Origin of the sequence: Kitasatospora sp. NPDC036755 (assembly GCF_040636595.1) — a bacterium.
In the GTDB taxonomy this organism is placed as follows: domain Bacteria; phylum Actinomycetota; class Actinomycetes; order Streptomycetales; family Streptomycetaceae; genus Kitasatospora.
This window is the reverse complement of record NZ_JBEZUT010000652.1, coordinates 1-1,662: the sequence shown is the minus strand read 5'-3', so window position 1 is coordinate 1,662 and position 1,662 is coordinate 1. Positions and strand designations below refer to the sequence as shown.

At 78.7% G+C, this 1,662-nt stretch carries 1 protein-coding gene; it reads right to left on the bottom strand.

Annotated features, from left to right (window positions below):
• Window positions 1–725: 725 nt before the first annotated feature.
• Window positions 726–1,088 carry a hypothetical protein gene (locus AB0E96_RS40960; RefSeq protein ID WP_359831908.1) on the bottom strand — a complete coding sequence of 121 codons (363 nt, stop codon included), beginning with the start codon at window positions 1,086–1,088 and terminating at the stop codon, window positions 726–728.
• Between the last annotated feature and the right edge of the window lie 574 nt (window positions 1,089–1,662).

Here is a 1,662-nt window from a genome sequence, read left to right as displayed (position 1 = left end):
GGGATGGCGGCCAGCGACAGCAGGAACAGCAGGATCAGGGCGACCCGCATCGAGGTCAGCTGGCGCCACATCCAGCGCTGCGGCGTCCACCGGTTGACAGCGGGCCCCGTGGGCGCCCAGGGTCCGGGCGGGGCCCTGGGCGGCGGGTCCTTCCCGGGCTGTGCCGTCTGCCGCCCGTGCCCCTCCGGGTCCCGACCGGCCTGCGGCGTCCACCGGTTGACCGGGCCCCGCGCACGTCCCGGGCCCCAGGAGGAACCCCGCCTCCGGGCCCGCTCCGGCCCCGCGCCGGGCCCGCTCCGGCCCCGCGCCGGGCCCGCTCCGGGCCCGCTCCGGGACCCTCCCGTCCCGGCCTGCCTGTGCCGGGCCGCGGGTGGTCGCTGGGCCCGGGGGAGAGGGGGTGCCGGGGTCGGGCGGGGGGGGGCGTTTCCGCCGCGAGACCGGGTCCTCCGGCACACGCGTGCGGGCGGGCACGGCGGGGGCGCGTGCCCGTGCCCGGTCCTGCGGCGCGCCCGTGCCCGGCCCTGCCGGGCGCCGTTGCCCCCCCGTGTCCCCGTCCCCGTCCCGCCCCCGAACACCCGCCACATCAACGCCCCCGCCCCGCCCGCCGGCCGGTGTGGTGGCGTGGTGTCCGGGGCCGGGGGTGTGCGGGAGGGGGTGTGCCCCGCCGTGCCCGTGGGTGTGCGGGGCGGCGGGGCGGGTGGTGCCCCGGGGGTGCGGGGCGGGGGTCAGTTGAGGACGAGGACGTCGGTGCGCATGGGCAGGGGGCTGTTCCAGCCGATGCTGATCTTGAAGGTGACCACGCCGTTGCCGGGCGCGATGCTGGAGACCTGGAACGGGGCCGCGCCGACGAACCGGTTGCCGTTGGAGTCGATCTCGGAGGCCGTGATGACGACCGTCGAGTCGATCCCGATGACGTTCCAGGGCAGTTGGAGGTTGAAGGTCCCGTTGCCGGGGCTCCAGGTCCACCAGGCCCGCCACACGGCGTTGACGTTGCCGCCGACGGCCGCGAGGCCCTCGTCCCGGCCGGCGGGCTGCTCGCTGTGCGTGATCTGCGGGACCTCGGAGGCGGAAGGTTCGACTGCGGCCATGACGGCTCTCCTCGCGCCGGGAGGGCCCCCACGAGCCCTCCGGATACCCAGAGTGTCCGCCGCGTTGCACACAGTGACAATCACTCGTGGGGGTGAACACCGGGCGCGCCGCCGCACCCCCGGGAGGCCCGCGGCGCGGCGTCGTGCGCGGCCCGGCGCGCACCGCCGGACACCCGCCACCGGACACGCCCCGCACCGCATCCGCGCCCCCGCACCGCGCCCCCGCACCGCATCCGCATCCCCGCGTCGGCGCCTTCGCGTGGCGGTGTCGTGGACGGGATGCCAGGGGGTTGTGCCGGCGGTGCCGCGTCCGTCCGGGCGCGGTGGCGCCCGCCGCCCGGTCCGGCCCGCCCGGGAGCGGCCCTGGGGGGATCGGCCTGGCCGGTGTCCTCGCCGACGGCCGGGACGAGGCCCCGCGCTCTTGCGCCGGCGTCCTGGGATTCGTGAAGAAGGGCCGAGGTCCCGCTCGGCGGGCACCGCCGGCTCGCCGTCGTGTCGCCCGAGCGGTCCGAGGGTGCCGAACGGGTCCTGGAGCCCGGCGGTCGCCCCGCCACCCGCCACCCGCGCCCGCGAC